This window comes from Cognatundibacterium crateris, assembly GCF_010078235.1.
Lineage (GTDB): Bacteria > Pseudomonadota > Gammaproteobacteria > Burkholderiales > Burkholderiaceae_D > Undibacterium > Undibacterium crateris.
Genome location: NZ_JAABOS010000008.1, coordinates 38,256 through 63,979, shown reverse-complemented (window position 1 = coordinate 63,979; position 25,724 = coordinate 38,256). Strand labels below are relative to the sequence as shown.

Below are 25,724 nucleotides of genomic sequence, written 5' to 3'. Positions count from 1 at the left end.
GGCAAATTATTATTTGCCGAATAAAGAGCCCAGACCTTGCAATACACTGGACGCATCGAACTTACCAGCTTCCGGTACTTCACCGTTAGGCGTCAGATGATCAATCAGACCTGGCAGCATGCTGGCCAGCTGACCGGCAATACCATCGTGCGGGATACCGGCAGATTCAGCTAACTGTGCAAGCTGACCATTGCCCAGTACTTGTTGGATTTGTTCGGCAGAAACCGGCAAATTTTGTCCGGTACCGACCCAGCTCGCGACAACATCGCCCAGACCTGCCTGTTGAAACTGAGACAGCAGACCTTGCAGTCCGCCAGTCTCCCCTTGACCGCCTTGATTCAGCAAGCCAAGTGCCGCCTGTATCAGTGCAGACTGACCGCCACCTTCAGCAGAATTAGCATTGCCTAACATGGATAATGCTGTATCGAATAAGCCCATTTGTCCCACCTGTATTTGACTGGAGTTAGAAAAAGTGTGCACCTGCGGTGCGCTTGAAACCCGCAGAGTGTAAATGGGAAATACTGGCTGCTTTGTTAAATTTGTATGAAATTGACGTTTCTCTACATTCCACCCCAGGCTGCACTCAGGATAGCGATTGCAGCCAGACCGGCGGTTTCAGTTCTCAGAATACGCGGCCCCATGGATAGCGACAGTACACCCTGGCGCGTTGCCAGCGCTTCTTCTTCGGCGCTTAATCCACCTTCCGGGCCGATCAGCAGACTGACAGCCTGCGGCGGATGATGTCTGGCCCAGTCGGCCAGCGAACTATCGGCGCGTGGCGACAGCATGATGCGCTGATGCATATCAGTCTGAGTCAGCCACTGTGTGATGTCTTGCGGCTCATGTAATTGTGCAAGCCGGTTGCGGCCACATTGTTCAGAGGCAGCGATGATCACGCCTTGCCAGTGCTGCATTTTCTTTTCTGCGCGTTCAGCACTGAGTTTAACCACTGAGCGTCTGGCTGCCAGCGGTTGTATTGAGCTGACGCCCAGCTCTACCGCTTTTTCTATGATCCAGTCCATCTTGCTCCCCTCGGGCAAAGCCTGGGCCAGATTCAGCGCGTAGGGCAATTCGACTTCTTCCGGCAAGAATAATTTGACCTCGGCGCTGGCACGCTTTTTTTCTATTTGGGTCAGGGTAGCGATATAACTGCCACCTTCACCATTCATCAGTTCTATGTTGTCACCGCTCTGCAGACGCAGCACAAACACATGGTGCGCGACATCGGTGGGAAGATCGATCATGGCGCCGATAGCAAGCGGCAGCGGGCAGTAAAAGCGAGGCATGGCAAGACAGGGCGCTAGGGCCGGTAAGCTGAAGTTAGGCGGGATTATAAGGTGCAGCGGAGGACTTAGGGTTCCCCCAGCTGCAAGTTCTGTGCTCAGTAAGTCATACAAGCCGCATTCAGCAAACCCAGTGCGAAACTGGCAGCACCCAGAAAAATACCGGAAGCCGTTTTGTTTTGCGGGATGTCGGACACGATGTCCGGCAGCATGACGCGGGTAAGTAAAAACGCCAGTAATTGCACCACCAGTGCGATGGAGCCCCAGGTCAGCATGTCGAATAAGCTGATGCTGTTGGCAATGGCGGAAGCCAGTGCTATCGCAAATCCCAGCATAGAGCCGGATAAGCTGATGGCTGCTGCGACATTGCCAGCGCGTATCAGCGTGATTTCCTTATACGGTGTAATGCGTACGTAAATCGCGATGAACAGCGCGAGCAGTAACACGGCGATCAGGAAGTGGCTGAAAAATGCACTCAGGCCGCTGTTGAAAAAATGAGAACTCATGGGGTGCCTTTCTAAAAGGACTTACGCAAAATTGTACCGGCAAGGCATGGCGACGATGGCAGTACGTTTTGTACGACAAGGCGCCATAACGCAGTCGGTGCGGTTTTGCGTAAGTTCAGTCTTATTCAAAATAGTGAGGGACAAATCGGCTGGTATTCTTGGTAATCAGGGTTGCATCCTCCCGTATGCCTATGCCAGCCGCCTGATCGCCGATCACCCACGAGCCTATCGAGGTATATGCCGGTGTGATGCCATCGTCAAAAAACGCCTGTGGTGCAAACGCCTGATATACAAAGCCCTCTGCGCCATATTCGCCATCGGTATGGATGACCTCGCTGCCACGATAAATGGAGATGTTTTCACCTTCGCGTGAATACAAGGGTTTTTTCACATAATCGCCTTGTATGCGCCAGCGGTCGAAGAAGGCGGGCAAGAGATTCGGATGGCCGGGGAATAATTCCCACAGTACCGGCAGGATCGCCTTGTTCGATAAAATCATTTTCCAGGCCGGTTCTATGATGCGCGTGTCTGGCTGTTCCAGGTGGGTTGAAAACGCTTCGCGGCTCAGCCATTCCCAGGGATAGAGCTTGAACAGATTATCGATGACCAGATCGACATCATCGACCAGACGCGCACGTTGTGCATCCCAGCCTATTTGTTCCACACAGAGCTGGCGTGTAGTCAGTCCGGCCTGAATCGCGGTATCCCTGAGATAAGACAGGTTGCCCTCATCCTCTTCGTTCTGCATGATGCAGGCGAAATGCAGCATGCCCTTATGCGGGAAGCGCTGCCATTGTGCGATCAGTTTTTCATGGATGGAGTTGAACTGATCCGCTTCCGGAAATACATCCTGCAACCAATACCATTGCGCTACGCTGGATTCGACCAGGCCGGTCGGTGTGTCGGCATTGTATTCCAGCATTTTCGGTGCACCCTGACCGTTCCAGCTCAGATCAAAACGGCCATACAGCGAGAACTCGCGCTCACGCCAGCTTTGCTCCACACGTTGCCAGAAATTAGGCGGAATGCTGAAGCGTTCCTGCATGCCGTGCCGCAGTACATGATCGACGGCTTGCAGGCACATCTGATGCAGATCTTCGGTCGCTTGTTCCAATACGTCGATTTGCTGTTCGGTGAAGCGGTAGGCATAACGCTCATCCCAGTACAGGCCATCGATAGAGTGGTAGCTGAAGCCCAGTTGTTCGAATTGTTGTTGCCAGCCGCTGCGCGGCTGTAAGCTGATGCGTTCCATTAACCACCTCCTGAATGACCATGGGCCGAGCCGCCAAAACCACCACGGCTGACCGCACCGCGTCCACCCGAGGTACGGCTCACACTATGGCCACTCGCATGATCGGACTGGGAGTTGCGCAAGCCCATACTTTGACGGCTGGCTTCGCGTTCCCCGGCAATATAGCTGGGGCCCAGATAATGACCGCCTCCACCGTAGTAGCCGTGCGCGCCTGAACTGGTATAGCTGCTGGTGCCGGAAGTGGCGGTGCTGGACGCAGGCGCCAGTGCCGCTTCCTGCAAGTTGCTGCCTGGCTGCAGTTCACAGGCCGGGCCTTCGCCCCAGTCTTTGCGGCAATCTTCTATGTTTTGATATTCATCCCGGATCTGGGTCAGTTCCTGCACTGGCTGCTCGCTGCAGGCAACCAGGCTGGCACTGCCCGCCAGCAGCAAAGGCAAGGCCTTGCTGGCGCGTCGTCTGCTGGACTGCGCGTCCTTACACGCATGTTTCTTCACGATCATTCCTATATTTTTTTGTCTGGCATCAGGTCACGCAGGTAATTGGGTATCGCAAACAGCGCCTGATGAGTTTGCTCATTGTAATAATTGCAGCTTTGCAAACCACGGTGTTCGATACGCTGCTTTACCGTTGATCCTGTCAGCGCGAGTGGATCGGCGGCCGTACTGGCAACCGCCATGCCCCATTCTGCGCCATATAAAGGGATGAATACAGAGTAGGGCCTTACCAGTGGGAAGGCCGCAGCCAGCTTGTGCAGGGTGTCGCGATAGTGTTGCGAATGGTAAAAAGGACTGCCCAAATGCATGACCAGCATGCCTTGCGTTGTGAGTCTGGCGCAACATTGGTGGAAAAAAACCTCCGTCATGCAAGTTGCTGCCAGACTGCTGCCATCTGGACTCAGCGGATCGGTCAGGTCCAGCAAGATCAGATCAAACTGTTCATCCGAGTTTTGCACATAGGCGAAACCATCTGCATACACATGCTCTACTTTGGCATCGTCGAGCGCACCCTGATGGATGGAAGGCAGATACTGACGGGCGATGCTGACCACTTCCTCATCGATTTCACACAATACAATGCGTTCTATGCTTGGATGTTTGAGTAACTGGCGGCTGGAGCCACCGTCGCCGCCACCGATTATCAGTGCGCTTTTTGGTTCCGGATGGGTGATGGCGGCCGGATGCACCAGATTTTCATGGTAAAAGAATTCATCTTTTTCCGATGTCATCATCGCCTGATCAATACGCATGATGCGGCCAAAATCGCTGCTATCGGCAATTTCTATCTGCTGAAACTGGCTTTGCTTTTGCATGATACGTTGCTGCAACTGCGTACGGTAATGGGTAGCCGTGCTCAGTTGTTCCGTCGCCAGCCCGGGCTGACTGCTGCCGCGCTGTAACTCCTGACGGGTGCAACGGGCCGGGTCAAAGTGCCGTATCAGCAATTCCAGCAACTGACGCGCCTTGAGGCTGTTGTCTTGCATGAAATTGCAAACGTAGACATCCAGCGTGACCGCCTTCAGCTCTGGCCAGGTATGCAGCGCCACATGGGATTCCGCCAACAGCGCAGTGCCGGTGACGCCCGCCGGGCTCTGGTCGGGATTGCTAAACGAGACATATTTTTCGCCGACCAGTGTCAGACCGGTATCTTTTACACAAGATGCAACAAAGGCGGACAGCAGGTCGGCCTCCAGGAAAAGCGACATTTCTGCCGTGCAATCAAAACAATCTGCGGTTAAATGCAAGCCATCCATGGTGTTTAGGTTTGATCAAAAGCCGCAATTGTATTCTGAGCGTCTGGCTCTGGTAAAATATCGGGCTTTACAATGTGCAATCATAGTTATCACTTATAGACAGCATGAATCTTAACTGCTGTCGCTATACGGAAACGTCGCTCAGGTTTGACGTGATTTGCTTCATTTACCAGTTTCTTCAAAACATCATCTATCGCCATGATCTCAACTCTCCAGCCAGCAACACTTACCACTATGGCAAACGCCGTGCGCGTTTTGTCTATGGATGCCGTTCAAAAAGCCAATTCCGGTCACCCGGGTGCGCCTATGGGCATGGCAGACATCGCTGTGGCATTGTGGAAAGGCCATTATCGCCATAACCCAGCGCATCCTCAGTGGATTAACCGCGACCGTTTTGTTCTGTCGAATGGCCATGGCTCTATGCTGCATTACTCTTTGCTGCATCTGACTGGCTACGATCTGTCGATGGATGAAATCCGCAATTTCCGTCAATTGCACTCCAAAACCGCAGGACATCCGGAAGTGCACATTACTCCGGGCGTAGAAACTACCACTGGCCCGCTGGGTCAGGGCATCACCAATGCGGTGGGTATGGCGCTGGCAGAAAAACTGCTGGCAGCGGAATTCAATCAGGACGGTTTGCCGGTGATCGATCACCACACCTATGTTTTCATGGGTGACGGCTGCCTGATGGAAGGCATTTCCCACGAAGCCTGCTCGCTGGCTGGCACGCTGCAATTGAATAAACTGATCGCCTTCTGGGATGACAATGGCATCTCGATTGATGGTCATGTCGAAGGCTGGTTCACTGACGACACCCCTAAACGCTTCGAAGCCTATGGCTGGAACGTGATCCGCGCTGTTGATGGTCATGATGCGAAGGCAGTCGACGCAGCGATCACAGCGGCAAAAACATCTGACAAGCCGACCCTGATCTGCTGCAAAACCGTGATTGGTAAAGGCTCTCCTAACATGGAAGGCACGCACAACGTACACGGTGCAGCACTAGGCGACAAAGAAGTGGCTGCAGTCCGTGCACATCTGGGCTGGAACCACGCGCCATTTGAAATTCCGGCTGACGTCTACAGCGCCTGGGATGCGAAAGCAGAAGGCGCAGCCAATGAAGCCGCCTGGAATACCCTGTTTGCGACTTACAGCGCCCAGTTCCCGCAAAAAGCGGCTGAACTGACACGTCGTATGAAAGGCGATTTGCCAGCGAATTTTGATGAAGTCGTCGCTAACGCGATCGCTGCCTGCGTAGAGAAAAAAGAAAACATCGCAACCCGTAAAGCCAGCCAGAATGCGATTCAGGCTTTTGCGCCATCGCTGCCTGAATTCCTCGGCGGTTCTGCCGATCTGACCGGTTCTAACCTGACTAACTGGAAAGAATGCGTCGCGGTACGTGGCAATCAGGCCGGTAACCACATCAATTACGGTGTGCGTGAATTCGGTATGAGCGCGATCATGAACGGTATCGCATTGCATGGCGGCTACATTCCTTTCGGCGCGACTTTCCTGACTTTCTCTGACTACAGCCGCAATGCTATCCGTATGGCAGCGCTGATGAAAATCCGCAGCCTGTTTGTATTCACGCATGACTCTATCGGTCTGGGCGAAGATGGTCCTACCCATCAGTCAGTGGAACACGTTTCCAGCATGCGCCTGATCCCGAATCTGGATAACTGGCGTCCATGCGACACCGTGGAATCGGCAGCGGCCTGGGCCCATGCAGTAAAACGCAATGATGGCCCATCCACATTGATTTTCTCGCGTCAAAATCTGCCTTACCAAGAACGTAGCGCGCAGCAGATCGCTGATATCCAGCGTGGTGGCTATGTGTTGCAGGACGCAGCAGAGGCGAAAGCCGTGCTGATCGCAACCGGTTCCGAAATCGAACTGGCCGTGAAATCCGCAGCCGCATTGGCAGAGCAGGGCATCGCGGTACGCGTGGTCTCCATGCCGTCTACCGATGTATTTGACCGTCAGGATTCCGCTTACAAGGCAGCAGTACTGGGCAAAGGCTTGCCACGCATCGCGATCGAAGCCGGTGTCACCAGCTTCTGGTACAAATATGTTGGCCTGGAAGGCGCAGTCGTCGGTATCGATACCTTCGGTGAATCTGCACCGGCTGGCGTTTTGTTTAAACATTTCGGCTTCACCGTAGACAACGTCGTCGCTCAGGTTAAAGCAACGCTGGCATGATGGAAGTCAGGGACACTATGTCGGAAATGATGAGCAGTATCAAGGAAGTCAGCCTGCGTCGTGCTACAGTCGCCGACGCAGAAGCCATCGCCGCAGTCAGGGTGGAAAGCTGGCAGACCACCTACCGTGGCATGATTCCGGATTCCTATCTGGATGAAATGCGCATAGAGGACAGCTTCCTGCACTGGAAAACAGTGCTGGAAGCCTTGCCTACAGCGGGCGACCGCGCCTGTGTCTATGTCGCGGAAAGTGAAGGGCATATTATCGGCTTCGCTTCCGGCATGTTGCTTGAGCGCGCCAAACATGGCTTTACTGCTGAACTGAGCGCGGTGTATCTGCGCCCGGCCTGGCAGCGTTCCGGTATCGGTCGCCGTATGGTGCAGAAGGTTGCACGCACTTTGCAGGCGCAAGGTGCGCAGAATCTGTTAGTGTGGCTGATCTCCGGGAATAATGTGGCGCGCAACTTCTGCGAAGAGTTGGGTGCGGAATTTATTCTGGAGCAGGAATTCAGCTGGGATGGCGTGGATCTGAAAGAAAGCGGCTATGGCTGGCGCGATCTGTCCGTGTTGCTGGCCTCTGTGCAGGCAATGCCGACGTCTGCAGCAATTCATTAACAGGATGATGTATGCGGTCCCGGCATGACCGGGACGCAGTGATAGCAGACTTGTAGCAGAACTTGTAGCAGAATCTGCAGCAGCAAATTCAGCAGAACCTGAAGCCGCAGCGACATCAGCCCAGACGATTTTTGTTGTTTATTGATAGTTGTAAATAGTCCTTTGGAGATAAAACCATGACGATTCGCGTCGCAATTAACGGCTACGGCCGTATCGGCCGTAACATCCTTCGCGCTCACTACGAAGGTGGTAAATTCAAGAATGAGATCCAGATCGTAGCGATCAACGACCTCGGCAATGCAGAGTCCAACGCACATCTGACACGCTATGACACAGCCCACGGCAAGTTCCCTGGCACCGTCAGCGTTGAAGGCGATACCATGATCGTCAACGGCGATAAAATCAAAGTATTCGCAGAACGCAATCCAGCCAACATCCCTTGGGGTGAACTGAATGTCGACGTCGTGCTGGAATGCACAGGCTTCTTCACGACCAAAGAAAAAGCATCTGCCCATCTGGCTGGCGGCGCGAAAAAAGTCATCATCTCCGCACCAGGCGGTAAAGATGTCGACGCGACTGTTGTGTACGGCGTCAACCACGGCGTTCTGAAAGCAACTGACACCGTGATCTCCAACGCATCCTGCACCACTAACTGCCTGGCTCCGCTGGCAAAACCGCTGCACGACGCAATCGGCATCGAAAGTGGTCTGATGACGACTATCCATGCTTACACCAATGATCAGGTACTGACAGACGTGATGCACGAAGACCTGCGTCGCGCCCGTTCCGCTACCATGAGCATGATCCCGACCAAAACCGGTGCAGCTGCAGCGGTTGGCCTGGTTCTGCCAGAACTGAACGGCAAACTGGATGGCTACGCAATGCGCGTTCCAACCATCAACGTTTCCGTGGTTGATCTGACTTTCATCGCATCCCGCGACACTACTGTTGAAGAAATCAATAAAGTGTTGAAAGACGCGTCCGAAGGCGCCCTGAAAGGCATCCTGGACTACAACAAAGCACCTCTGGTGTCTGTTGACTTCAACCACAACCCGGCTTCTTCCACCTACGACGAAACACTGACTAAAGTGAATGGCCGTCTGGTGAAAGTATCCAGCTGGTACGACAACGAGTGGGGCTTCTCCAACCGTATGCTCGACACTACAGTGGCATTGATGAACGCAAAATAATTCTGCGTTTCAGATGAGTAAAAAATACCCCGAACTTTCGGGGTATTTTTTTGTCTGTATGCTGCAGGGGCGGTTCGTGTAACTACAGTAAAACACAGGCTGGCCACTGCCTCATTCAACGCCTGCAGGAGTCCTCTTATGCTGAAACTCAAAAAACTGGTTGCCGATAACAAGGGCTTTATCGCCTTCATGCTGGGCATGGTGCTGGTGCGTAGCGCGCTGGCTGACTATTATCTGGTGCCGTCCAGCTCCATGTATCCGACCCTGCTTGAGGGCGACCGCGTGATTTGCGACCGCACCGCCTATGACCTGAAACTGCCATTCACCGACGTCATCCTCAAACCGCTGGCTGATCCGCAGCGTGGTGATATTGTGACCTTTTCCTCGCCCGAAGACGGCACCCGCCTGGTCAAGCGCCTGGTCGCTATTCCCGGCGATGTGGTGGAAATGCGAGATGAACGCCTGTTCATCAACGGCCAGTCTGCCAGCTATGAAGCGCAGTCTGCCACCAGCCCCGATCACCTCACGCCTAAGCGCGAATATGCAGGCGAACAGCAAGTCTTCCGCGAACAGCTGAGCAGCCTGAATCACTCCATCATCGTCATGCCTGAGCGTCCCGCCATGCGCAGCTTTGGCCCGGTCACCGTACCGCAGGGACAGTATCTGATGTTGGGCGATAATCGCGATAACAGCCGCGATTCACGCTATATTGGTCTGGTAAAACGTGAACTGATTACCGGGCAGGTCAAGCGCCTGATGTTCTCCCTGAATGGCGATCACTATTATCTGCCGCGACTGGAACGCTTCGGCGCGGCACTGTAAAGCTGACGGCGCACCAATGCGCTGTCAGCCCTGAAAGGAAACTGTATGAAATTCCCCGCGCTCTTCGCTGTGATCGCAGTGTTCGCATTGCCAGCACTGAGTCTGCCCAATTCCGCACAGGCACAGCAGCAGACTGGGCTCTGCAGCTATGTGATGGGCATGCCGGACGCGGGCGCCAACTGGCAGCTTAGCCAGGGCAGGGCGCTGATACAACGCGATGGCAACCGCATTAGCGCCAGCTTGCTGAACGGTGCGGAAGACAACGCAGCCCCCGCCAACTACTTCGTCGGTACCGTCTCATCCAGTCATGTGCAAGGCGTGTTGAAAGATGCGCAGCAAAGCATGATCGCGACTGCCTTAATCGGCAAATACCGGCGCCAGGCTACGCGCGGCACAGCTGCGGCAGCTGCGCAAAATGAGCTGCAAAATGATGTGAAAAATGAGGTGCAGGAATCACTGACCGCCAGCAATGGTCAGGCCTTCTTCAGCCTCGCTTGCGCCGGGCCTCAAGGCCAGCTCAGCCAGTTCCGTTAAGCCGCACGCAGCCAGCCTTGGCCCTTATCGACCAGCACGGTCAACATCAACAAACATCAATACACATCAACAAACATCAATACACATCAACAGGACTAACACCATGTGGCAACAGATACTGAACTTTTGGTTTGAACAATTACAGCCTGCCGACTGGTGGAAAGTAGATGCCGCACTGGATCAGCGCATCGCGCAGGAATTTGGCGCAGTATGGCAAGCCGCCAGCCGCGCAGAATATGCGTCCTGGCGTGAACATGCACAGGGACGACTGGCAGAAATCATCGTACTCGATCAGTTTTCCAGAAACATCCATCGCGGCACCCCGCTGGCCTTTAGTCAGGATGGCATGGCACTGGTGCTGGCGCAGGAAATGCAGCGCAACGGCATGACACAGGAACTGAGCCCGGTGCAACGCAGCTTCGCCTACCTGCCTTACATGCACAGCGAATCCGCGCTCGTGCATCAGGACGCCGAAGTCCTGTACCGCGACCTGGGGCTGGAGAACAATTACCAATTCGAACTACGCCACAAAGCCAACATCGACCAGTTCGGCCGCTACCCCCACCGCAACGCCATCCTGGGCCGCACATCCACCGAAGCAGAACTCAGCTTCCTGCAGCAACCTGGATCGTCGTTTTGAGTTGTGTGGGGCTTAGGTTTTTCGGATAGGACTTTTTTATTGAGGCGCTAAGGTTTGAATTAACTGGCACCTTCTGGCACCCCTTCCACTGAAGGCTTAGTTGGCATTTTCACGACGCTCTTGGGCTGAGAAACGTTGAATTGAATATGGCTCGATACAAGCGTTCGCTTGAGTTAAAAAGCGAAGGGGAGCCTAGCGTGAAAATCTCTATGTAGTGCTTAGACTGGTGGCCGACAACCAATTCGATCAATGCTATGCCTAATGCTCGACGGAATTAGCAGCATGCGGTTTACCGCAAGACGTCCCTTGGCGGGGGCACTACCTTGGACATAAATAATTTTATCGATTTGGTGGTGAGGCTGCGCTTTGGATTGACAAGTTTGCGCTGGTTTCAGGGCCCAAGATTTGAATTACACCGGTCGACTGACTTCCTCGTGCTGACGGAAACGTGTATGAAACGGACTTCAATCGGGCATCGCAACGGTAGTACAGGTCGCCATCTAGTACTGCGGTGACAGGTCTCTGCTTCGCCTGTGGATAGAAGGGAATATCGACGCTGTATCGTCCGGCCTTGGCCTGCGTCTGTATTGTTTGAGAGCGTCCGTTGTACTCCTCAATCCAGGAGAAAGAAATCGGAGCCGACAAAGGGCGCCCGGCTTTATCGATTGCTGTCCCTGATATCTTGTAGGAGCGACCCTTGCATTCGCCGTTTGCCAGGCTGGGAAGCATGCAGACCAGAGCTGCGAGTTGGATTGCTTGGTGACGGAGTTTCACGATGACGGTTAACGTTTGAGTTTAACGGGCGCAGCAAGCGATCCATTGCAACGATGAGTTTGGCTGGTTGTTGAGCGATGCGTACATAACGCACGCTGACACTGATAAAAAATGATGCCTGATTGTAAAGCGGGGCGATGGAATTGGCAATAATGAAGCAGTGTATCAGCAGTATGCATGGGTTAAAAAACGAAGGTTAGCCTGGCGCGAAAAATTTCTGCTATTGATTAACTTTCGGACTGAAAACTCACTCAATCATTGCTATGCCTAAGGTATACCTAAGGTGCGTCCCATGAGCCTGGGCTTAGGTATTCGCACGCACAATAACCGCGAGGCATAGCGAGACAAGAAATGCCGCTGACGTGAGAAACATTGTTAATGCCCACCCCTTCCTGACTTTAGCGAGAGGTTGCTCAGGAAGATTGGCTAACGATAGCAGAGCACTGGCTACAGGATTTTCAGAGGGCGGCTGGGCCCTTGTATTGACTCTGACGATGATGGCAAAGATGGCGGTACAAATGGCTGTGACCGCAGACAACGGTGCCAGCCACGGCGGCGGCAGAAGGTAGACGGCCAAACTGCCTGCAATGGTCGCGACAAAAATAGATACAACGAGGCGGTTCATCTTTATATGCCTAACGTAGAGCTAACTGGCGCTACGCAGCATAATGGCGCAGCGTCCGGTTGAGCTGCAGGGTTAGCGCTTTTTTTGATATGCACTAGCCTTCGGTTCGGTAAAGAACTGTACTGCATTGATTGCATTTGTGAATTCTTCGATTATCGGATCTCACTTTCCAACCGTAATGTCTCGTGCTTCTTGAGCCGCAGTTGTAGCACTTAACTCCATTGTTTGTACGACATTCAGGGTGTCGCGACCAGTACTGTTCAAGTGTAGGCCAGGAAAGCCAGTTTTGATGCGGCTTAATCCATCCGAAATAGACAAGCAAGCCAATGATAACGATGACACTTAGACCTTCCAATTTCTTCTCCTCGGTGATGGTGCTAACGTTTGAGCTTAGGCCTCGACCCGTCAGGGCCGTCGCGCCTACAGCGAATGGTTAGATGCCTCCACGCAATGACTCATGTCTGAATAAAATCTCTCATTGCACGTATAGACTCGAACAGCTCAGCGGCTGTGAACCGCACGTTGTGATTGTTTTCTGGGTGGTGAATTTGGTGCCTGATGTATTCAGTAAGAACAACTTGGCGCTGCTCAGTAGAATTATCTCTACGGAGCTGAATGTATGCCCGCAGAGGCTTATTGTTCCTATATTCAGCCAATTGCCCTTCCGCCTCGATATATCCATACAACTCGTTGTGATACTCGTACGTGGCCTCACCAAACGCAGAGAAATTTACCTCGTTCAGGCTTGGATATGGCAATTCGCTTTGTTGAACACTGGAAATTCTGTTTGGAGAATCTCCCGTTACTAGAAGAATGTTCTCGAATTTGAGCCGCTTCACGATTTCTGGGCTATGCGTCGTGAGTAGTACCTGCGTATTCGCAGCCTCAGAAAGCGCAATGAGCGCATCGGTTAGCCCCCGCTGATGATCTGGATGCTGAGATGTTTCTGGCTCCTCTATTGCGTATATAACACTCGGAAGGTTTGACTCGTTTTGCCTTCTCTCAGCCTCCGCACGGAAGAAGCTAATCAAAATCAGACGCTTAACGCCGCTACCCCTTTTGTTAATAGGAATGTTATCGTCACCAGCTATTGAAACGTTTTTGAAGACATCTGCCCACTTAAGGCTGGCGGCGTCTGGAATTTGAGGGGCGAGAGATCTCGCAATTGCCGGATTTAGCTCATTCAGCTTGGTAAGCGTTCTCGCTGCCACCATCTGGAGACGGGCTTTAACATTTTCGGCGACAGCCGTAAGACTCTCTTGAATGGCTGGATCGCCAAGAATCTCCTTGACCGCAATTTTCATAGGATCCTGGACCTCATCATCAGAATCCGCGTTCTTCCTATCCGATTGGAATAACGTGTATAGCGGCATGTATGTCTTTAATTGATCCCAGATATTCTTGTTATCAATTTTGGCAATTTCAATTTCGCATGTCTCCAGCTGAAGGTTGGCCTGGCCATTCCAGATTGCCTTTCTAAGCTCGGCGCTCCTTGTTCTGTCCTCGCATTCCAAGTTTTGTTCGTCAAGAATTTTCCTTAAATCCTGAATCTTCTTCATCAGAAGATCCCCACATTCAGCATTAACTGGATGGTTTGCCTTAATGAATATCTTTTCCTTCCCAGCTGCCGGGTATTTCTTGAGGACTCGTAGTGTTCCATCAGTAGACAACAAATACTCATCCGTTAGTGTTGTTTCATTCGTCGCGTCAATTAGGATTCTTTGCGGGAGATTGGTGAACTCGACTTCGATCTCGATGCAATCTTCTGAATTTGCCAGACACGTTTTGTTGATATCGTCTTTATCGAGCTTGACGCACCCTTTCCCTTCATTGAAGAAAATGTCCAGCGCCTCAAGAATAGTTGATTTACCAATATCGTTCCGACCAACCAAAACGCATAGGTCGTCGATTTCTACACTTACCGGTGAATCATATCCGCGGAACCGGTTTACGCTTACTGACTTAATCTTCATGATTTCCTATCAGCTTTTTTGAGTGTATCTAACGTGTGAGTTTTGAGGGCGCGGTAGGCGAAACTCTGGAATGAATGTTAGAACACATTTGTATCTACAATTAAATTGCTACTAATTCAGCAATTTTTTCAGCAACCACAGACATTGAATCTTCAGAAGTATCTAGACCACTTCTGGAAGCAAGCATAGGGCTTACATTTCTAAGGGCTTCGTAGGTAGTGTTGTGCACGACTGGAATCAGTTGATTGCCAGCTAGTAATGTCGAAAGCTCTTTATCGGCAACGCCTTCTTTCGGAAGACGAGTTAGAAGTGCAGGGGTCACTAGTACAAGCCCAATTCGGGAGTTAGCTAGCCCTTTATCTATTGCGCGCATCATAGGCACACCAAGACCTAGATCTTTCTCACTAAACCAAACTTTAACACCTGCTTTTTCAAGTAATTCATGTAGTTCTTTCGCTGCACCATGACGATCATCCCAAGCATGGCAGAGAAATACGTCACGAAGATCGGGCTGAACAACGGCGCGAGCTTCAACTGTTTGACGTATAGGAGTTAGTGAAATTATTTGCGAAGTGGTATATGAAAGAGATGAGTTAGATTTTGACCAGCGAGGGCGGGAACCACTTCCAGATCTACTGACGCCATTGTTACTACTGCTATAACCACCAGAGGAGGGGTAGGATGGACTGTAACTCCCGTAGCCGCTGCTATAGCTGCTTCGATAGCGACAAGCGGGGCAGGCAGCTGCTGCGGCCGCTGAGTTATGTCCTCGTACTGGAGCTGTGCATCTAGCCACTGGTATGTCTCCTTAATGTTTAAAAGGTGAGTCAACATCCACCATTATGTCCCCACGTTTAGTAGACATCTTTCTAGGTGTATATTTAGTTTGCAAAAAGCATATATTAAATGGTAATTTCCTATGAATCAACGCTTTCGGTGATTTCGTCCGGATATAACACTAGCGCACATGAACTTGTTGCCTGATCTGTCTGTTTTGCATCCCTTTTTCAAGACCTTGAATTGTCGATAAATTTGACTGGTGCAATTGGCCTGCCATCGGCTGGCGAAATGTCGCATCCAGTATGCGTCCTTTAATAGGATGGACACATGTTGCTGATATTGCATTAATATATTGCTTTTCGAATATTGCAACAATCCAGGCTATTTCAGGAGATACAGGCATGACATCAAGGACGCAGCTGCAATTCAGCTTTACTGGTGACTTATGGTCTGTCATGGAGCCATGGAGTCGTGAGCAGGGCTATCGCTTGAAGCACTCAACGTCATCTGGTCGGCTGTATCAAAAAGGGCGTTACTTCATGGTTGCGCCCATGATGCTGAGCGTCGAACAGGTGGGTGACAACGTACAGATGGAAGCCTGGATTCGAACCAATTGGTTCACCCGCTTGATGGTTTTATTTACCCTTCCTAGGGAAATGGGTATTGAGTCCGGTGGATTTCGCATGGTCATTCCGCGAATGTTGGCGCGTGACGCATTGAATAAGCTGCTCCCGCAATTGAATCAGGCAAAAATTTCCTGAGGTGATGTTGCTGAATGCAATGCGCAAAGACAGGCAAACAGGATAGACCGCCGTATTTTTCGTGTCGTCAGCATTCATCGATTTGAAAGCGAACATTTGGAGTAAGCAATGAGAACCATCGCCGCCGCATTTGCTATCTGTCTGGCTGGAGCATGCAATTTCGCACATGCGACAGAAGTAAGCTACAAATTACTCCCTAACTTCGGGGTCGCCATCGGAGATCAGTTTCCGCTGGATGGCCTTACCGATCCGTATGGTCAGGTCATCGCAAAAGAAAAAGTGCTGGGTAAGGTTTTACTCATCAACTTCTATACTGAAAATTGCGCACCCTGCATCAGAGAAGTGCCTAAGCTGAACAAGATTAAGCAACAACGTGAGGATATCAATGTCCTGGCCATTACCCCTGACCACAGTGAACAGGCGGCTAAATACCTGAAGCAGTACGGTTGGAGCTGGCAGGTGGCTGCGAATGCCCAGACATTCTTGTTTAAAAATCTGAAGGTCCAGAGTTTCCCTGCTTTTGCGCTGCTCGATTCGAATGGACGTTTGCTGGCAACGGTTCAGGCCAATCAATTGGGTGGCGAAGACGGGAATGCTACGGTAGAAGGTATTGGGGCTTGGGTTGACGCGCAAATTAAAAAAACGGCGCAGTGAATGAGACAATATTGAACTGGTTTCGCGTTGATCAGCATTTAAAAAATCTTAGCGCTACACGCGCATCTACATTGGAAACTACCTATTTTATGACCCCTCAACATCCGACCCCGGAATATCTGGAACGCTGCCGTGTAGCGATGGCGGCTGAGCAAACCAAATCGCTGGCAGAGACAAACAACTGGTCGCATGTCGATAAGCATCAGGTTCATCTGGACTGGGATGCCTTGTACAAAGAACTGGCGCCGCTGCTGGATGGCGCGCAGCCATCGTCATCGGAAATTCAAACCCTGATCGCGCGCCATTACTCCATCGCCTCCAGGTTTTACCCGCCTTCCCGCGAGGCATATATCGGTATGGCGCTGTTCTATCAAGACAATCCGGATATGAAGACCTTCCACAATGCCTATCATCCAAACATGGTGGATTTTTTGAACGAAGCGATTTTTACGTATGCGCAAAACCAGCTGTAATTAGCTGTCATGCTGCGCACCGCACCGGGTGTGAATTTCAGCCCGTCATTTGGGTGATTGTCGTATTGGCTTCGACAAGAGAATACTTTTATCCGATAAGCTGCACCCGCCTGCAAACCCGGATGCAGCCTGAAACCCACTAATTAGCTGCGCTCATTAATTATGCTTATTAAGCACGCTCATTAGCCACGCTCATTAACCACGATAGCCCAGCGCGCGTGAGATTTCAGTGGCGGTGTCGGTCAGGTTGCTGAGCCAGTCTTCTTGCAGGCGGTCGGCGGGAGCGGAGATGGACAGGCCGGCGATCATTTTGCCGCTGTCGTCGTGGATGCCGGCGGCCATGCAGCGTACGCCCAGTTCCAGTTCTTCATTGTCGCGCGCGAAGCCATTGCTGCGCACTTCGGCCAGTTCGCGTTCCAGCTTGGCGAGATCGGTAATCGAATTTTTATTATGTCCGGCCAGACCGGTGCGCGTCGCATAGGCGCGTATGGCTTTGGGTTCGTCCAGCGACAGGAATAATTTTCCGGTGGAGGTCAGATGCAGCGGTGCGCGGCCACCGATGGCGCGTACCACCTGCATGCCTGAACGTTCTGAGTAAGCGCGGTCGATATAGACGATTTCATCGCCCTGACGCACCGACAGATTAATGGTCTGATTGGTCTGGCGGTGCAGGGTACGCATGAATTCCAGTGCGGCTTCACGCACATTGAGGCGGCTTTTGACGATATTCCCCAGCTCCAGCAGACGCATACCGAGTTGGTAATAGCCGGTTTCGGCACGGTCGACAAAGCGGGTCGTGACCAGATCATTCAAAATCCGGTGCGCGGTGGACGGGTGCAGGCCGGTAACGATGGCGAGTTCTTTGAGGCTGACCGGGTCCTGATAGCGCGAGAGCGCATCAAGCAGAGCAACCATACGTTCTATCACTTGGATAGAAGTCTTTTCTGAAGCAGGAGCGTCGTTTTTCATAGTATCCGTGGTGCAGTGCAATATGTATTGTTATACCACAATGTGAAAAGACCGTCATGCTTCCGTGGTCAAAATGCAGCAGTCTCAGCACAGATTAAAGGGTTTGCTCCAAATGCGGAACGACGGCACTTGCATACAAAAACATGCTGGCGGACATGCAAAAGCCTGAAGGTATGGCAGTTTTGTCAGGTAAAATTCGGCGGGGTTTGAAATGCGTATGGCCTGCCGACTTGGAAGAAAGCCGGTGTTCAGGTCTGCAGCAAACTCTGCAGGCGCAAGTTTGTGCCTGACCAGTAAACCTTTATGGCACATACAAGGAAGCCTTATGTCAGAGCAGGAACCGGCAGTCAGTGAGTTCAAAAGTAAAAGCGGGTTGCGCCGGATTTTTTCCGCGTTTTTTTATTCGGTCGATGGGTTCCGTGCCGCCTGGCGCAATGAGCATGCGTTTCGTCAGGAGCTGGTGCTGGTCATTATCGGCATTATTGTCGCTTTGATCCTGCCGGTGTCGGCTTTTGAAAAGCTGATGATGATCGCTGTGCTATTGCAGATATTAGTGGTCGAGCTGATTAATTCTGCGATAGAGGCGGTGGTGGACCGGGTTTCGCTGGAGCGTCATCGCTTATCCAAAAATGCCAAAGACTTTGGCAGTGCAGCCGTGTTGCTGACACTGATAATGGCCATCGCTACCTGGGCGGTGGTCTTGATTAACCGTTTTTACTACTGAGCATGCAAACTTTACCGAGCACGCAGAACGCAGCACTGGCCGCGCAATTAGAATTCGCCATTAATGACAAAACCAAGCCGCCCGGCAGTCTGGGACGGCTGGAGCAACTGGCTTTACAAATCGGTCTGATCCAGCAAACCACCACACCTGAACTGGTGGCGCCGGCCATGATCATTTTTGCCGGTGACCACGGCGTGGTGGCCGAGGGCGTGTCTGCATTCCCGCAGGATGTGACCTGGCAAATGGTAGAGAATTTTCTGGCCGGTGGTGCGGCGATCAATGTGTTTGCGCGCCAGAATGGCATCGCATTGCATATCGCGGATACTGGCGTGAACCATGATTTTGGTGTGCGTCCGGGTTTGTGGAATACCAAGGTCGCACCGGGCACCCGTAATTTTGCCAAGGTCGCTGCGATGAGTGCGCAACAATGCGAAACCGCGATCCAGAATGGCCGTGCCTTAATCGCCGATATCAGCGGTAATGTGATTGGCTTTGGTGAAATGGGCATAGGCAATACCACCTCAGCCGCTGCCATCATGCATAAGCTGACTGGCATTGCGGTTGCAGATTGCGTCGGGGCCGGTACCGGTTTGTCGGCGCAAGGTATTTCGCATAAACAAAGCGTGATCGAAGCCGCCGTCGCACTGCACGCGCATGTGCAGGAACCGCTGGATGTGCTGGCGCATTTTGGTGGTTTTGAAATTGCGACCATGGTCGGTGCGATGCTGGAAGCGGCGCAACGGCGCATGGTCTTGCTGATCGATGGCTTCATCGTTAGCAGCGCCTTACTGGTCGCGGCCAGATTGCAACCGGCGATACTGGATTACTGCGTGTTCTCACATCAGTCCGACGAGAGTGGACATGCGCGTATGCTGGCCGCCTTACAGGTACGGCCGGTGCTGAAGCTGGATCTGCGTCTGGGTGAGGGCACGGGTGCGGCACTGGTTTATCCTATGGTGCAGGCAGCAGTGAATTTCCTGAATCAGATGGCGACGTTCAGCTCGGCCCAGGTCAGCGAAAAGAGCCAGTAAACCATGACGACCCTGCGCATACAGCTGCTGCATCAGTTGCGTCTGTTTTTCATCGCTCTGCAATTCTTTACCCGCATCCCGATTCCGGCCTGGGTGGGGTTTGACCCGGCCTGGCTGCATCAGGCCTCACGCTATTTTCCGGCAGTCGGTTGGGTGGTTGGTGCGGTGAGCGCCAGTGTGTATATCGCAGCGGCGCAGTGGTGGCCGAATGCGATTGCGATTTTGCTGTCTATGATCGCTGGCATCCTGCTGACCGGCGCTTTTCATGAAGATGGCTTTGCCGATGTCTGCGATGGCTTTGGCGGCGGCATGACGGCGCAGCGTACGCTGGACATCATGAAGGATTCGCGGGTCGGCGCTTATGGTGCGATCGGTATCTTCCTGATGTTGCTGAGTAAATTTGCCTTGCTGTTCAGCCTGCCGCTGGTGCTGGTGGTGCCGGCTTTGCTGATCGCCCATCCATTATCGCGTTTGCTGTCTTGCAGCCTGATCTGGTTGCTCAGCTATGCGCGTGATGAGGGCAAAGCCAAGCCGCTGGCGCAGCATATGAGTTCCAATGAGTTCGGGCTGGCTTGCCTGACGGTGATTATTCCCGCCGGTGCGATCCTGTTGTGGCAGCCAGTTGTGGTGGAGCGTCTGCTGCCTGCCCTGATCCTGATGCTGCTGGCGGCATTCTGGATGGCGCGTCTGTTTGTGCGCAAAATCGGCGGCTATACCGGCGATTGTCTGGGCGCAGTACAGCAGGTCACTGAAGTCGCGTTTTATCTGGGCTTACTCGCGCATCCGGTCGCCTCTGCAGCGGCATGAAGCTGATTGCGATCCGGCATCTGGCACCTTTGCAGGCCGAGGGTCTGTGCTACGGACATAGCGATCTGGCAGTCGATGCGCAGGCCAATGCACAGGCGGCGGCCAGTCTGCGTGCCAGCTTGCCGTCTTTTCCCGTTTATAGCAGTCCCTTGCAGCGTTGCCTGTCGCTGGCCAGCTTGCTGGAGCGGCCGGTGCAGAGCGATGCGCGTTTGCGAGAATTGAATTTCGGCGACTGGGAAATGCAGCCCTGGGATAGCATAGCCCGCGCTGACATCGATGCCTGGGCGGCTGACACCGTGCATTACCAGCCCGGCGGTGCCGAATCCTTATTGCAGATGACCACCCGCGTCAGTGCTTTTCTGCGCAGTTTGCAGCAGCAGGATTTAGCGGGCGCGATACTGGTGACCCATGCCGGCGTCTTGAAAATTCTGAGTCATTGGGATGCCGCGGCCAGCGATGTCGGCATTGCACAACGGGTTGCTGCCCGCGACAGGCGCTTTTCTTATGGTTCTTGCACGCATTTTGATATCTTGATGTAGCATTAACGAACGCCAGTAACAGGTAGGCACCGCTGATGAGTGTGTGTTGGCGCTAACGGAAAGCTTCCTCAATATGGTGGAATTAAGACGTGCTCCGCGTATCAATGTGACCTGGCGCTGCGGCATTAAGCTCAGCGACGGGCGTTTGCTGATGTGCCGCGCCATCAATATTTCGGATGAAGGCATATTGCTGATCAGCGAAGAAAATCTGACTCCTTCCCGTAGCTACCCTATGCTGGTAGAAATTCCCAGTATCAAAGATCCCAAAGAGATTTTCCGCGTGAGTTGCAAAGGCAATATACGTCATGTCGTTTTGTCTGAAGGTAAATATCGCGCTGGCATTCATCTGAGCGATATGAGTGACGTGCATAAGGAGTTGGTCAGCGCCTGGGTTTCCTTGGCAGAAAAGAAATTTTCTTCGGGATGAGTACTTACTCTGCGCCATAAAGCGCCTGCTATTTACCTTGCATTGGTCCGTCACGGGCTTCTTTCCTTGCTGTCGTCACCCGCAACCGATAGAATGGCGGGGTTTTGGTGCTTGCGGACATATTCATGTCCTCAGTTAAACGGGAAACACGATGCGCTTCTTTTGAAACGTGAAAGTGTGCTGCCCCCGCAACGGTGTACAAATTGCAGTGTGCATTATTTGATGTCACTGCCAGCCATTGTTCTATACCACTGTGCAAATTTGCATGGGAAGGTCAGATGGTGATATTTGTCAGCCCGGATACCGGCCAGACATTCGTGAAGTGATACGGACGGGGGATTTCGTCAACAATTTGCTGTGTCAGCGCCTGATCGCATGCGCTGCCTTCGTTGTCTCTTGCAGAAACCAGTCTGCATGCCTCTTATCCTGTCATTTTGTTCTGCGCGGCCCACGGGGACTTAGGCCGCAAAACAATTTTCTCGGTTCATCATGAAATCTGTACGTCAACCTCTCGCTATGGCATTAGCTATAGCTGCTGCATTCCCTGCAGCGCAAACTTTCGCTCAATCTCAATCCATGACGACCGCTGCCAGCGTGATCGTCACCGCAGGCCGCCTGGAACAAGCCGCTAAAGACGTGTTGGCAGACAATGTCGTCATCAGCGCAGAAGACATCGCCAAATCCGGCGCAGCGACTATCGTCGACTTATTGCAGCAACAACGCGGTATAGAAATTGCGCGCAATGGTGGCGCGGGTTCTAACGCTTCCGTGTTTATCCGTGGTGGCAATAACAGCCAGAACGTAGTGTTAGTCGATGGCGTACGCATCGGTTCTGCGACCACCGGTGGCGCAACCTGGGCCACGATTCCGCTGCAACTGATCGATCATATCGAAATCGTCTACGGTCCTTTGTCCAGTCTGTATGGTGCGGATGCGATGGGTGGCGTGATTCAGATTTTCACTAAAAAAACAGCAGGTGCATTGGCACCGACCGCATCGCTGGGTGTGGGCAGCTATGGCGCGCGCCAGCTGCAAACCGGCATTTCCGGTTCTATCAGCGACAAGCTGAGCTTCTCTCTGAATGCAGCGCACACTGAGACAGAAGGCTTTTCTGTGACCAAGCCAGCGGCCGGTATCTATTCCTACAATGCCGATAAAGACGGTCACAAAATGGACAGTCTGCATGCCAAGGTCAATCTGGAAGTGGCGAAAGGCTATGATGTTGGTGCCAGCATTATGCAAAGCCGTTTGAACGCAATGTTTGATTCGGGTCCTTCTTACGATGACCGCAATGTGCAGACTCTGGAAACCCTGGCGCTGTATGGTAAGGGCAAAATTTCCGATATCTGGACTTCCAGTTTGCAGATTTCCCAGTCCGGTGACCAGGGCTACACTGATGCCTCGTATGGCAAGAGCCAGATCGATACCCGTCAGGAACTGATCAGCTTCCAGAATAATTTTGCGATTGGCAAAAATGTACTGCAAGTGATCGCAGAACGTCGTGAAGAAAAAGTCTATGCCACGACTAAAGTCCTGAACGGCAAACGTAAGACTGACTCGCTGGCGGGTTCTTACATTTTTAAACAGGATGCCCATCTGGCCAGTGCCAGCCTGCGTTACGATCACAGCTCCATCTATGGTAGCAACACCACCGGCAGCATCGCTTACGGTTACAAACTGAGCGATGCTTTGCGCGTGAATGGCAGCTATGGCACCAGCTTCCGTGCACCGACTTTCAATGAGTTGTATTACCCAGGTTACGGCATCGCCAGCAACAAGCCGGAAAAAGCCAAGAATGCTGAAATCGGTCTCTATTATGAGCAGGGCGATAATCAGCTGAGCGCTGTGTACTACCGCAACAAGGCAACTGATCTGCTGGTCAGCACCAATGTCTGCCCGGTTGAGCAAAGCACTCATCCTTACGGTTGCGCCTATAACGTGAATCAGGCAACCATGTCTGGTCTGACGATCGGTGGCAGCACGATCTTGGCAGGCGTGACGCTGCGTGGCTCGGTCGATATTCAAAACCCGAAAGATAACACCACCGGTTTGCAACTGGCACGCCGCGCTAAAAAGCATGGCAGCCTGGCCGCAGAATACAGCATAGAAAAAGCGAAATTTGGCGTGGAAACCGTGTTGTCTGGTCAGCGCTTTGATGATGTCGCCAACAAAAAAGTCTTGCCAGGTTATGGTTTGCTGAACCTGTATGGCAGCTATCAATTGAGCAAAGACTTGCAAGTGCTGGCACGTTGGAACAACGCACTGAACAAGGATTACGAACTGGCGAAAAATTATGCTACCGCTGGTTCTACGCTGTTTTTGGGTGTGAACTACGGCTTTAAATAACAGGATAGCCTTTATAGCCTTTAATCGGCCACGGCAGGCAGCAGGTTGATTGCCGCTTTCAATGAAGCGGGTATCGCCTGAGCTTGCCTGGTCTTATTGCGGCATTCCTAATAAGTTTGAACTAGCTGCATGTGCTGCCGTATGGCGGCACACCAGACGCAGGCCCGGGTCGGGCTCAATTGTTTGACTCAGGGCTGCGTCACCTAATTTCGGGTCGTTTCATGACTACACGCCTTACTGACAGCATTGCCACTTCAACGCGTACCTTGCACTGGTCGCGTCGTCCGGCCTTGCTGCTTCCCGTCTTATTAACGATCGCTGTCTGCAGCATCGTTTTCGCCTGTGTGATTGGTTCCGTGCCGCTGAGTTTGTCTGAACTGGGGCAGGCTGTGATGGCGATGGTACAGGGACAGGACAATACAACGCTGGCCTCCAGCCTGCTGGATCTGCGCCTGAGTCGCGCGATGACAGGATTTGTGACCGGTGCCACCTTGGCCTTGTCCGGCGTGATGATGCAAGCCTTATTGCGCAATCCGCTGGCCGATCCTTATGTGCTGGGAATTTCCGGCGGAGCCTCGGTGGCAGCGCTGGCCATGATTTTATTTTACGGCAGCCTGTGGATGATAGACTTGGCTGCGTTTTGCGGTGCACTGGCGGTGGCCTTGCTGCTGTTCGCGCTGGCTTATCGCGACTTCAAAGGGAATGGCAGCAGCGATGGCAGTGCGCCCTTGTTATTGCTGACCGGTGTGATCGTCGCGTCTGGCTGCGGTGCGCTGATCACGCTGATGTTATCGGTGGCGCCGGACAGCCGTTTGCGCGGCATGGTGTTTTGGATGATAGGCGACTTGTCCGCATCGCAATCGCGCTGGATGCCCTGGCTGGTATGGGGCACAGTACTGACATTGGCGATGCGTTATGCACGTTCCATCAATATCGCTGCCATGCATGCTGACACGGCCCATACGCTGGGTGTGAATGTGGGACGTTTGCGTCAGTTTTTATTTTTAGGTGCGGCTTTGCTGACCGCCAGTGCGGTATCTACCGCAGGCAGTATTGGCTTTGTTGGCCTGATCATGCCGCATGCCTGCCGCTTTGCGCTGGGCCCGGATCATCGTTTGCTGATCCCGGCTTCAACCCTGGCGGGTGGCAGTTTCTTGGTATTTGCTGACACCATTGCACGCACCGTGGTGGCGCCTCAGCAATTGCCAGTCGGTGTGATTACGGCACTGATCGGTGTACCGGTTTTTTTATTGCAGTTGCATCAGTTGCGGAGGCATTGATGGAAGTCCGCTATCTGAACTTACACATAGGGCAGCGTCATCTGGTCGATAAGCTGCACTGGCAGGTACAGCCGGGTGAATGCTGGTGCATCATCGGCCGCAATGGCGCTGGCAAAAGTACGCTGTTACGCACCCTGAGCGGTATGCGTGAGATTGAAGCCGATGGCGAGGTCTTGTTCGAAGGGCGTGATATCCGCGACTGGCGGCTGGCCGATCTGGCTAAAATCCGCGCCTATCTGACACAAAGCCGGCACGATGCATTTGGCTACAGCGCATTAGATACCGTGCTCAGTGCCAGACACCCGTTTCAGGATGCGCACTACTGGGATGGCGGTGATGATGTCGCGCTCGCCTTGCGTGCCTTGCAGGCGCTGGATGTCGCGGATCTGGCTGAACGCGACGTGCGCAGCCTGTCCGGCGGTGAGCGCCAGCGTGTGGCAATCGCTGCTTTGCTGGCGCAGGATGCGCAATGCATGTTACTGGATGAGCCAGCCAATGCACTCGATCTGGCGCATCAGGTCAGCGTGATGCAATTGTTTTCTGAGCTCTGTCTGCAACAACAAAAATCGGTGGTGATGGTCAGCCATGATCTCAATCTGGCGCACCGTATTGCCACCCATGCGCTGTTACTGATGGGGGACGGGCGCTGGCTCAGTGGCAGCCGCGATCAGATGTTCACCGTCCCTCTGCTCAGTGAATGTCTGGGGCATCCTATTCAAAGCTTTCAGCACAACGGACAAACCCTGTTCTTACCTCAAACCTGACATC

The 25,724-nt window shown here is 52.7% G+C and carries 27 protein-coding genes and 1 riboswitch; of the genes, 17 read left to right on the top strand and 10 right to left on the bottom strand.

Translation table 11 applies throughout. From position 1 onward, the window contains the following. Positions 1 to 9 precede the first annotated feature (9 nt). The 6 genes from EYB48_RS14790 to speE form a co-directional block, all read right to left on the bottom strand. Positions 10 to 411 carry a YidB family protein gene (locus EYB48_RS14790; RefSeq protein WP_235935179.1) on the bottom strand — a complete coding sequence of 134 codons (402 nt, stop codon included), beginning with the start codon at positions 409 to 411 and terminating at the stop codon, positions 10 to 12. A gap of 149 nt (positions 412 to 560) precedes the next feature. Next, the gene (locus tag EYB48_RS14785) at positions 561 to 1,286 is read right to left on the bottom strand and encodes a 16S rRNA (uracil(1498)-N(3))-methyltransferase (protein ID WP_162021146.1); all 726 of its coding nucleotides are present in this window, start codon (positions 1,284 to 1,286) and stop codon (positions 561 to 563) included. A gap of 95 nt (positions 1,287 to 1,381) precedes the next feature. Continuing rightward, positions 1,382 to 1,789: a DUF350 domain-containing protein gene (locus tag EYB48_RS14780; RefSeq protein WP_162021145.1), complete on the bottom strand. Its 408-nt coding sequence runs from the start codon at positions 1,787 to 1,789 to the stop codon at positions 1,382 to 1,384. A gap of 121 nt (positions 1,790 to 1,910) precedes the next feature. Continuing rightward, entirely contained in the window at positions 1,911 to 3,041 is a 1,131-nt protein-coding gene (locus tag EYB48_RS14775) for a glutathionylspermidine synthase family protein (RefSeq protein ID WP_162021144.1), read from the bottom strand. After that, positions 3,041 to 3,535: a hypothetical protein gene (locus EYB48_RS14770; RefSeq protein WP_162021143.1), complete on the bottom strand. Its 495-nt coding sequence runs from the start codon at positions 3,533 to 3,535 to the stop codon at positions 3,041 to 3,043. The genes EYB48_RS14775 and EYB48_RS14770 overlap by 1 nt, the downstream gene beginning before the upstream one ends. 8 nt (positions 3,536 to 3,543) lie before the next feature. Next, positions 3,544 to 4,791, bottom strand: a complete 1,248-nt coding sequence (gene speE, locus EYB48_RS14765) for a polyamine aminopropyltransferase (RefSeq protein WP_268895155.1) — start codon at positions 4,789 to 4,791, stop codon at positions 3,544 to 3,546. A 198-nt stretch (positions 4,792 to 4,989) separates the two neighbouring features. Between speE and tkt the strand changes: the two genes are divergently transcribed. The 6 genes from tkt to EYB48_RS14735 all read left to right on the top strand — a co-directional run bounded on the left by tkt (position 4,990) and on the right by EYB48_RS14735 (position 10,793). Continuing rightward, entirely contained in the window at positions 4,990 to 6,993 is a 2,004-nt protein-coding gene (gene tkt, locus EYB48_RS14760) for a transketolase (protein WP_162021141.1), read from the top strand. After that, complete coding sequence (locus EYB48_RS14755; protein WP_235935177.1) at positions 6,990 to 7,607, top strand: GNAT family N-acetyltransferase; 618 nt, start codon at positions 6,990 to 6,992, stop codon at positions 7,605 to 7,607. Before tkt ends, EYB48_RS14755 begins: the two co-directional genes overlap by 4 nt. A gap of 176 nt (positions 7,608 to 7,783) precedes the next feature. Further along, a complete protein-coding gene (gene gap / locus EYB48_RS14750; protein ID WP_162021140.1) occupies positions 7,784 to 8,797 on the top strand; it encodes a type I glyceraldehyde-3-phosphate dehydrogenase in 1,014 nt (337 codons plus the stop codon). Between the two features lie 138 nt (positions 8,798 to 8,935). Then, a complete protein-coding gene (lepB, locus tag EYB48_RS14745) occupies positions 8,936 to 9,619 on the top strand; it encodes a signal peptidase I (RefSeq protein ID WP_162021139.1) in 684 nt (227 codons plus the stop codon). Between the two features lie 45 nt (positions 9,620 to 9,664). Then, entirely contained in the window at positions 9,665 to 10,153 is a 489-nt protein-coding gene (locus tag EYB48_RS14740) for a hypothetical protein (protein WP_162021138.1), read from the top strand. 103 nt (positions 10,154 to 10,256) lie between these two features. Next, positions 10,257 to 10,793, top strand: coding sequence for a DUF924 family protein (locus tag EYB48_RS14735; protein WP_162021137.1), 537 nt, complete (start codon positions 10,257 to 10,259; stop codon positions 10,791 to 10,793). Between the two features lie 1,078 nt (positions 10,794 to 11,871). On the opposite strand, the gene EYB48_RS14730 is transcribed toward EYB48_RS14735, so the two are convergent. From EYB48_RS14730 to EYB48_RS19450, 3 genes are all read right to left on the bottom strand, one after another. Further along, positions 11,872 to 12,192, bottom strand: a complete 321-nt coding sequence (locus EYB48_RS14730) for a hypothetical protein (protein ID WP_162021136.1) — start codon at positions 12,190 to 12,192, stop codon at positions 11,872 to 11,874. A gap of 455 nt (positions 12,193 to 12,647) precedes the next feature. Then, complete coding sequence (locus EYB48_RS14725; RefSeq protein WP_162021135.1) at positions 12,648 to 14,165, bottom strand: ATP-binding protein; 1,518 nt, start codon at positions 14,163 to 14,165, stop codon at positions 12,648 to 12,650. Positions 14,166 to 14,265: 100 nt separating this feature from the next. Continuing rightward, positions 14,266 to 14,961 carry a toll/interleukin-1 receptor domain-containing protein gene (locus EYB48_RS19450; protein ID WP_162021134.1) on the bottom strand — a complete coding sequence of 232 codons (696 nt, stop codon included), beginning with the start codon at positions 14,959 to 14,961 and terminating at the stop codon, positions 14,266 to 14,268. Between the two features lie 286 nt (positions 14,962 to 15,247). Between EYB48_RS19450 and EYB48_RS14715 the strand changes: the two genes are divergently transcribed. The 3 genes from EYB48_RS14715 to EYB48_RS14705 all read left to right on the top strand — a co-directional run bounded on the left by EYB48_RS14715 (position 15,248) and on the right by EYB48_RS14705 (position 16,833). Further along, positions 15,248 to 15,706 carry a hypothetical protein gene (locus tag EYB48_RS14715; protein ID WP_162021133.1) on the top strand — a complete coding sequence of 153 codons (459 nt, stop codon included), beginning with the start codon at positions 15,248 to 15,250 and terminating at the stop codon, positions 15,704 to 15,706. 108 nt (positions 15,707 to 15,814) lie between these two features. Next, positions 15,815 to 16,360 (top strand): TlpA family protein disulfide reductase, encoded by a 546-nt coding sequence (locus EYB48_RS14710; protein ID WP_162021132.1) that lies wholly within the window; start codon positions 15,815 to 15,817, stop codon positions 16,358 to 16,360. Positions 16,361 to 16,449: 89 nt separating this feature from the next. Continuing rightward, on the top strand, positions 16,450 to 16,833 hold the full coding sequence (locus EYB48_RS14705) for a TipAS antibiotic-recognition domain-containing protein (RefSeq protein ID WP_162021131.1): 384 nt from the start codon (positions 16,450 to 16,452) through the stop codon (positions 16,831 to 16,833). Positions 16,834 to 17,028: 195 nt separating this feature from the next. On the opposite strand, the gene EYB48_RS14700 is transcribed toward EYB48_RS14705, so the two are convergent. Further along, positions 17,029 to 17,802 carry an IclR family transcriptional regulator gene (locus EYB48_RS14700; protein ID WP_162021130.1) on the bottom strand — a complete coding sequence of 258 codons (774 nt, stop codon included), beginning with the start codon at positions 17,800 to 17,802 and terminating at the stop codon, positions 17,029 to 17,031. Positions 17,803 to 18,127: 325 nt separating this feature from the next. Between EYB48_RS14700 and EYB48_RS14695 the strand changes: the two genes are divergently transcribed. The 8 genes from EYB48_RS14695 (at position 18,128) to EYB48_RS14660 (ending at position 25,720) form a co-directional block, all read left to right on the top strand. After that, positions 18,128 to 18,526 carry a diacylglycerol kinase gene (locus EYB48_RS14695; RefSeq protein ID WP_162021129.1) on the top strand — a complete coding sequence of 133 codons (399 nt, stop codon included), beginning with the start codon at positions 18,128 to 18,130 and terminating at the stop codon, positions 18,524 to 18,526. A 2-nt stretch (positions 18,527 to 18,528) separates the two neighbouring features. Further along, a complete protein-coding gene (gene cobT, locus EYB48_RS14690; protein ID WP_162021128.1) occupies positions 18,529 to 19,557 on the top strand; it encodes a nicotinate-nucleotide--dimethylbenzimidazole phosphoribosyltransferase in 1,029 nt (342 codons plus the stop codon). Between the two features lie 3 nt (positions 19,558 to 19,560). Continuing rightward, on the top strand, positions 19,561 to 20,364 hold the full coding sequence (locus tag EYB48_RS14685; protein WP_162021127.1) for an adenosylcobinamide-GDP ribazoletransferase: 804 nt from the start codon (positions 19,561 to 19,563) through the stop codon (positions 20,362 to 20,364). Continuing rightward, positions 20,361 to 20,903, top strand: coding sequence for a histidine phosphatase family protein (locus EYB48_RS14680; protein ID WP_162021126.1), 543 nt, complete (start codon positions 20,361 to 20,363; stop codon positions 20,901 to 20,903). The genes EYB48_RS14685 and EYB48_RS14680 overlap by 4 nt, the downstream gene beginning before the upstream one ends. A gap of 46 nt (positions 20,904 to 20,949) precedes the next feature. Next, the gene (locus EYB48_RS14675; RefSeq protein ID WP_162021125.1) at positions 20,950 to 21,330 is read left to right on the top strand and encodes a PilZ domain-containing protein; all 381 of its coding nucleotides are present in this window, start codon (positions 20,950 to 20,952) and stop codon (positions 21,328 to 21,330) included. 88 nt (positions 21,331 to 21,418) lie between these two features. Next, positions 21,419 to 21,656: riboswitch (cobalamin riboswitch) on the top strand. 190 nt (positions 21,657 to 21,846) lie between these two features. Continuing rightward, a complete protein-coding gene (locus EYB48_RS14670) occupies positions 21,847 to 23,676 on the top strand; it encodes a TonB-dependent receptor domain-containing protein (protein WP_162021124.1) in 1,830 nt (609 codons plus the stop codon). A gap of 221 nt (positions 23,677 to 23,897) precedes the next feature. Next, entirely contained in the window at positions 23,898 to 24,956 is a 1,059-nt protein-coding gene (locus tag EYB48_RS14665) for a FecCD family ABC transporter permease (protein WP_162021123.1), read from the top strand. Then, entirely contained in the window at positions 24,956 to 25,720 is a 765-nt protein-coding gene (locus EYB48_RS14660) for an ABC transporter ATP-binding protein (protein WP_162021122.1), read from the top strand. Before EYB48_RS14665 ends, EYB48_RS14660 begins: the two co-directional genes overlap by 1 nt. Positions 25,721 to 25,724 lie beyond the last annotated feature (4 nt).

What these genes read in the sequence shown, in the direction of transcription:
- EYB48_RS14695 (WP_162021129.1), top strand. Translation starts at nt 18,128, where the DNA reads ATGTCAGAGCAGGAACCGGCAGTCAGTGAGTTCAAAAGTAAAAGCGGG.
- gap (WP_162021140.1), top strand. Translation starts at nt 7,784, where the DNA reads ATGACGATTCGCGTCGCAATTAACGGCTACGGCCGTATCGGCCGTAAC.
- EYB48_RS14680 (WP_162021126.1), top strand. Translation starts at nt 20,361, where the DNA reads ATGAAGCTGATTGCGATCCGGCATCTGGCACCTTTGCAGGCCGAGGGT.
- EYB48_RS14710 (WP_162021132.1), top strand. Translation starts at nt 15,815, where the DNA reads ATGAGAACCATCGCCGCCGCATTTGCTATCTGTCTGGCTGGAGCATGC.
- EYB48_RS14665 (WP_162021123.1), top strand. Translation starts at nt 23,898, where the DNA reads ATGACTACACGCCTTACTGACAGCATTGCCACTTCAACGCGTACCTTG.
- EYB48_RS14735 (WP_162021137.1), top strand. Translation starts at nt 10,257, where the DNA reads ATGTGGCAACAGATACTGAACTTTTGGTTTGAACAATTACAGCCTGCC.
- cobT (WP_162021128.1), top strand. Translation starts at nt 18,529, where the DNA reads ATGCAAACTTTACCGAGCACGCAGAACGCAGCACTGGCCGCGCAATTA.
- EYB48_RS14730 (WP_162021136.1), bottom strand. Translation starts at nt 12,192, where the DNA reads ATGAACCGCCTCGTTGTATCTATTTTTGTCGCGACCATTGCAGGCAGT.
- EYB48_RS14705 (WP_162021131.1), top strand. Translation starts at nt 16,450, where the DNA reads ATGACCCCTCAACATCCGACCCCGGAATATCTGGAACGCTGCCGTGTA.
- EYB48_RS14700 (WP_162021130.1), bottom strand. Translation starts at nt 17,802, where the DNA reads ATGAAAAACGACGCTCCTGCTTCAGAAAAGACTTCTATCCAAGTGATA.
- EYB48_RS14725 (WP_162021135.1), bottom strand. Translation starts at nt 14,165, where the DNA reads ATGAAGATTAAGTCAGTAAGCGTAAACCGGTTCCGCGGATATGATTCA.
- EYB48_RS14775 (WP_162021144.1), bottom strand. Translation starts at nt 3,041, where the DNA reads ATGGAACGCATCAGCTTACAGCCGCGCAGCGGCTGGCAACAACAATTC.
- EYB48_RS14670 (WP_162021124.1), top strand. Translation starts at nt 21,847, where the DNA reads ATGGCATTAGCTATAGCTGCTGCATTCCCTGCAGCGCAAACTTTCGCT.
- EYB48_RS14785 (WP_162021146.1), bottom strand. Translation starts at nt 1,286, where the DNA reads ATGCCTCGCTTTTACTGCCCGCTGCCGCTTGCTATCGGCGCCATGATC.
- EYB48_RS14660 (WP_162021122.1), top strand. Translation starts at nt 24,956, where the DNA reads ATGGAAGTCCGCTATCTGAACTTACACATAGGGCAGCGTCATCTGGTC.
- lepB (WP_162021139.1), top strand. Translation starts at nt 8,936, where the DNA reads ATGCTGAAACTCAAAAAACTGGTTGCCGATAACAAGGGCTTTATCGCC.
- EYB48_RS14715 (WP_162021133.1), top strand. Translation starts at nt 15,248, where the DNA reads ATGCGTCCTTTAATAGGATGGACACATGTTGCTGATATTGCATTAATA.
- speE (WP_268895155.1), bottom strand. Translation starts at nt 4,791, where the DNA reads ATGGATGGCTTGCATTTAACCGCAGATTGTTTTGATTGCACGGCAGAA.
- EYB48_RS14740 (WP_162021138.1), top strand. Translation starts at nt 9,665, where the DNA reads ATGAAATTCCCCGCGCTCTTCGCTGTGATCGCAGTGTTCGCATTGCCA.
- tkt (WP_162021141.1), top strand. Translation starts at nt 4,990, where the DNA reads ATGATCTCAACTCTCCAGCCAGCAACACTTACCACTATGGCAAACGCC.
- EYB48_RS14780 (WP_162021145.1), bottom strand. Translation starts at nt 1,789, where the DNA reads ATGAGTTCTCATTTTTTCAACAGCGGCCTGAGTGCATTTTTCAGCCAC.
- EYB48_RS14755 (WP_235935177.1), top strand. Translation starts at nt 6,990, where the DNA reads ATGATGGAAGTCAGGGACACTATGTCGGAAATGATGAGCAGTATCAAG.
- EYB48_RS14685 (WP_162021127.1), top strand. Translation starts at nt 19,561, where the DNA reads ATGACGACCCTGCGCATACAGCTGCTGCATCAGTTGCGTCTGTTTTTC.
- EYB48_RS14790 (WP_235935179.1), bottom strand. Translation starts at nt 411, where the DNA reads ATGTTAGGCAATGCTAATTCTGCTGAAGGTGGCGGTCAGTCTGCACTG.